Source organism: Leucobacter soli, assembly GCF_042659205.1.
GTDB lineage: Bacteria > Actinomycetota > Actinomycetes > Actinomycetales > Microbacteriaceae > Leucobacter > Leucobacter soli.
In genome coordinates this window covers 1-4,322 of sequence record NZ_JBHSRW010000195.1, presented here as the reverse complement: position 1 = coordinate 4,322, position 4,322 = coordinate 1, and the positions used below count along the sequence as shown (strand labels likewise).

At 70.6% G+C, this 4,322-nt stretch carries 5 protein-coding genes; 3 read left to right on the top strand and 2 right to left on the bottom strand.

The window, feature by feature from the left end; genetic code table 11:
- The 3 genes from ACFPZL_RS10535 to ACFPZL_RS10525 form a co-directional block, all read left to right on the top strand.
- The coding region (locus ACFPZL_RS10535) for a class E sortase (RefSeq protein WP_382335351.1) at positions 1-778 on the top strand (778 nt) is incomplete at its 5' end.
- Positions 778-936, top strand: coding sequence for a hypothetical protein (locus ACFPZL_RS10530; protein ID WP_218114691.1), 159 nt, complete (start codon positions 778-780; stop codon positions 934-936). The genes ACFPZL_RS10535 and ACFPZL_RS10530, both read left to right, overlap by 1 nt.
- Entirely contained in the window at positions 933-1,604 is a 672-nt protein-coding gene (locus ACFPZL_RS10525) for an anthranilate synthase component II (protein ID WP_218114692.1), read from the top strand. The genes ACFPZL_RS10530 and ACFPZL_RS10525 overlap by 4 nt, the downstream gene beginning before the upstream one ends.
- Before the next feature lie 45 nt (positions 1,605-1,649).
- On the opposite strand, the gene pknB is transcribed toward ACFPZL_RS10525, so the two are convergent.
- The gene (gene pknB / locus ACFPZL_RS10520) at positions 1,650-3,365 is read right to left on the bottom strand and encodes a Stk1 family PASTA domain-containing Ser/Thr kinase (protein ID WP_218114693.1); all 1,716 of its coding nucleotides are present in this window, start codon (positions 3,363-3,365) and stop codon (positions 1,650-1,652) included.
- Positions 3,366-3,441: 76 nt separating this feature from the next.
- Positions 3,442-4,322 (bottom strand): PASTA domain-containing protein (locus ACFPZL_RS10515; protein WP_382335349.1); only part of this gene is annotated, 881 nt, incomplete at its 5' end.

The following is a 4,322-nucleotide window of genomic DNA, read 5'->3' as shown; positions in this document are numbered from 1 at the left end:
TTCGCGCGCGCCAGGAGGGAGCGGCCGGAACGACCGGCCCCGCCGCCGCCGCAAGCGGCTCAGCCCGCTCACGGTGATCGGCGAACTGCTCGTGGTCGGCGGCGTGGCCGTGCTCGGCTTCTTCGGCTGGCAGTACGCGATGACGCAGATCGTGGTGCCCGCCCAGCAGCAGGCGCTCGCCGCGCAGGACTCCGCGCGCTGGGCCGCCGCGTCCCAGGCCGAGGAACCCTGGGACGGGGAGGTGCCGGTCACGGCCGCGCACGCGCCCGGCGAGGTCTTCGGCCTGCTGCACATCCCGGCGATTGGGGAGCGCTTCACCTATCGCGTCGCGGAGGGCACCGACCCGGAGACCGTGCTGAACGTCTCGGACAAGGGCATCGGCCGCTACGAGACGACGCAGATGCCCGGCGACTACGGCAACCTCGGGCTCGCGGCCCACCGATCGGGCCCGTGGATCACCCCGTTCCGCGAGGTCATGGAACTGCGCGTCGGCGATCCGATCTATCTCGAGACCGAAGACGGCTGGTACACCTACCGGTTCCGGTCGCTCGAGTACGTGCTCCCCTCGGCCTACGACGTGCTCAACCCGTTCCCCAGGATCGACGTCGACCCGGCCGAGGATCGCCTCATGACCCTGACCACCTGCCACCCCAAGAACGGCGGTACCGAGGAGCGGGCCATCGCCTACGCCGTGTTCGACCGCTTCCAGCCCCGCAGCGCGGGCGCTCCCGCCGAACTCGCGGCGATCGACGGCGAGACCGGGGAGGCGGCGGTCTGATGTTCTCACTGCTCTGGCGCTTCTTCCCCGGCCCCGTTTGGCTGCGGATCCTCGTGCTCGCCGCAGCCGCCGCCGTGCTGGTGTGGGCGCTCGTCACCTATGCCTACCCGTATGCCGCCACCCTGCTGACGTCCGAAGAATCGACGGTGAACTCATGACTCGCATCCTCGTGATCGACAACTACGACAGCTTCGTCTACACGCTGGGCGGCTATTTGCAGCAGCTCGGCGCATCGACGGAGGTGATCCGGAACGACGCGGTGAGCGTCGGCGAGCTCGAGCAGATGCTCGGCGCCCGCGGCGGCGCCGACGGTGGAGATCGTGAGTTCGACGGCGTGCTCGTCTCTCCGGGACCGGGCACCCCGGCCGATGCCGGCATCTCGATCCCGATGGTGCGGATCGCGCTCCGCACGGGCATTCCACTGCTCGGCGTCTGCCTGGGGCATCAGGCCATCGCGGAGGCGATGGGCGCCACCGTCACGCACGCCGACGAGCTGATGCATGGCAAGGTGTCGCGGGTGCGGCACAGCGGGGATCCCTTCTTCGAGGGCGTCGCCGACGAGTTCGATGCCACCCGGTACCACTCGCTCGCGGTCGTGCGGAGCACGGTGCCGGAGGAGCTGCGCATCACCGCGGAGACGGCCCAGGGCATCGTCATGGCGCTGCGGCATCGGGATCTGCCGATCTACGGCGTGCAGTACCACCCCGAATCGGTGCTCACCGAGGGCGGCTACCGTCAGCTCGGGAACTGGCTCGGTGTCGTTGGCTCGCCCAATGCGGCGGCCATCGCCGCGACGCTCTCGCCGCTGCTGAGCGTGCAGGACTGAGTACGGAGGGCCGACCGCGCAGGATCCGGCGGCACCGGTCGGCGCTCAGTCCTCTTCGCCGCTGAGGCCCGAGCAGTAGAAGATGTCGACGGTGCTGCCGCGCTTCTGCTCGCCCACGAGCGACTGCCGGATGATCGTGGCCCCGGCCGCGGGGCAGTTCGGATCGGGAACCACGTTGACGGCGAGGCGCAGCGGCTGCAGGAGCTGCGTCGCGGCCTCCACGGTCTGGCCCGTGACGTCGGGGATCTTCACCTTGCCGCTCGCGACGACGAGCTCCACCGCTTCGCCGCGGTCGAGGATGGTCCCCACTTCGGGACTCACCGAGAGCACGGCGTTCTTCTTCTCGACGGGGTCGTTCCGTTTGCTTACCGAGCCGACCTCGAGGCCGAGCTCCTCGAGCGCGGCGGTGTACTGCTTGAGCGACATCAGGCTGAACTCGGGCACTTCGACCCCGGAAGGGCCGGAGGAGACGTACAGCGTGACCTGCATGTCGGTCGTGATGCGCGCACCGGCTTCGGGGTCGGTGCGGATCACGAGGCCCTCGGCGATCTCGTCGTTCTCCTCGGTCTCGACGACGCCGGTGAGGTCCAGCTCGTCGAGCGCCGCCAGCGCGGCAGCCTCCTCCGTGTTCACGAGCGCCGGCACCTCGCGCGTGTTCGACGGGGTGAAGGTCTTCGGCGCGAGGAGCATCAGCCAGATCACGACCGCGACGATCACCGCCATCACGGTGAGGATCGACGCCCACACCCACATCACGGGCGGTCGGCTCTGCGAGCGCGTCGCACCGCCGGACTCCGAGAGCCGCCGCAGAGCCAGCTCGGACTCCGACGCGCCCTCGTCGCCCGCGGTGAAGAGGACGTTCGTCTGCTCGGACTCCGCGCCGAGCTGCGGCATGACGCCGCCGGCCGCGAGGCGCAGGGCATCGCGGAACTCGGAGGCGCTCTGGAACCTGCGGGCGCGATCCTTCGCGAGCGCGTGCAGGATCACCCGGTCGAGCTCGGGGGTGACGCTCGGGTCGCGTTCGCTCGGCGGTGCCGGCCGTTCGCTGACGTGCTGGTACGCCACCGCCACCGCGGTGTCGCCGCGGAAGGGGACGTCGCCGGTGAGCAGCTCGTAGAGCAGCACGCCGGTGGAGTAGAGGTCGGTGCGAGCGTCGACCGGTTCGCCCTTCGCCTGCTCGGGGGAGAAGTAGGCGGCGGTGCCCAGGATCGCCGTGGTCTGCTGCACCGTCGACGAGGTCTCGGAGACCGCGCGGGCGATGCCGAAGTCCATCACCTTGACCTGGCCGCCGCGCGTGATCATGATGTTCGCCGGCTTGATGTCGCGGTGCACGATGCCGGCGCGGTGCGAGTACTCGAGCGCGCTGAGCACGGCGTCGACGACGCGGCAGGCCTCGGCGCTCGAGAGCCGCTCCTCCGCGGCGATCTCGCGCAGATTCTGCCCGTCCACGTACTCCATCACGATGAACGGGAGCCGCTGCGGGCCCTCGCCGGTCTGGATCAGGTCGTCACCGGCATCGAGCACGCGCACGATGCTGGGGTGCGCGAGCCGCGAGGCCGACTGGGCCTCCTGGCGGAAGCGGGTGCGGAACTGGTCGTCACCGGCGAGGTTGGCGCGCATCACCTTGATGGCGACCTTGCGGCCGAGCTTCGTGTCCGTGCCGCTGTAGACCGTGCTCATGCCGCCCTGACCGATGTAGTCACCGATCGAGTAGCGCCCCGCGAGCATGCGGGCGCCACCGGTCGCGGTGGTCTCGGTCATGGTGCCTCTCCCGGGGTATGAATGCTGTGGATCGCTGCAGAACAGTCTAGGCGAGCGCGGGCGCCGCGCCGCGCACTCACTCCTCCTCGTCCCCGGGATCGGGGGCGGCCGGCGCCGTCACCGCGATCCGCAGGCCCGGCGAGGCCTGGGAGGTGCGGGTGATGCTGCCGCCGTCGCCGCAGGTCACGGTGTAGCGGACGATGATCTCGCCGTTGGGCGCCCCGGCCTCGAGCGTGTTCGCCTGCACCTGGATGCCGTTGCCCGAGACGTTGCCCGCCTTCGCTCCGTCGCCCTCCACGGTGACGTCGTAGCTCTGGAGCTGCAGCGGGACCGGGCAGGTGGCCGTCGGCCAGGAGACGTTCGTGAGCTGGCCCGAGGCTACGGGAGACGGGCTGGCGCTCGCGCGGGCCGGCCGGTCCACTTCGCCGTAGGCCGCGTAGTAGGTGAGCGTGATCCGCGAGGTGAACGGGACCTTGTCGCCGGTCGGATCGACGGCGTAGACCGTGCCCACCTGGTCGCCGTCGGCGGGCTCGCCCTCCTCGGCCACGACATCGGGGAACCCCTGCGTGTTGAGGGCTCTCACCGCGTCCTCCCATTGCATGCCGACGACGTCGTCGAGCGAGACCGGGCCGGCCGTCGGCTCGGGCGTCTCGCTCGTCTTCGGAGTGTCGGACGTGCTGGGAGTCGTCTGCTCGGGCGTGCCGCCGCCCTGGTTCATCAGGGCGATCGCCGTGCCGATCCCGACGAGCACGACCAGCGCGATCAGCGTGATCAGCGGCCAGGTCCAGGCGCTGCGCTTCTTCTTGGATCCGTCGGCCGGATCCTGATCGTCACCATCCGCATCGGCCGCCGGCAGCTGCGCGGTGCCCGGCAGCTGCGAGGTCTGCGGCATCGCGACCGTTGCCGCGTCACCGGCCGTCGTCGCGGGCATCACCGTCGTCGCCGCCGAGGTCGCTC

What these genes read in the sequence shown, in the direction of transcription:
- ACFPZL_RS10525 (WP_218114692.1), top strand. Translation starts at nt 933, where the DNA reads ATGACTCGCATCCTCGTGATCGACAACTACGACAGCTTCGTCTACACG.
- pknB (WP_218114693.1), bottom strand. Translation starts at nt 3,365, where the DNA reads ATGACCGAGACCACCGCGACCGGTGGCGCCCGCATGCTCGCGGGGCGC.
- ACFPZL_RS10530 (WP_218114691.1), top strand. Translation starts at nt 778, where the DNA reads ATGTTCTCACTGCTCTGGCGCTTCTTCCCCGGCCCCGTTTGGCTGCGG.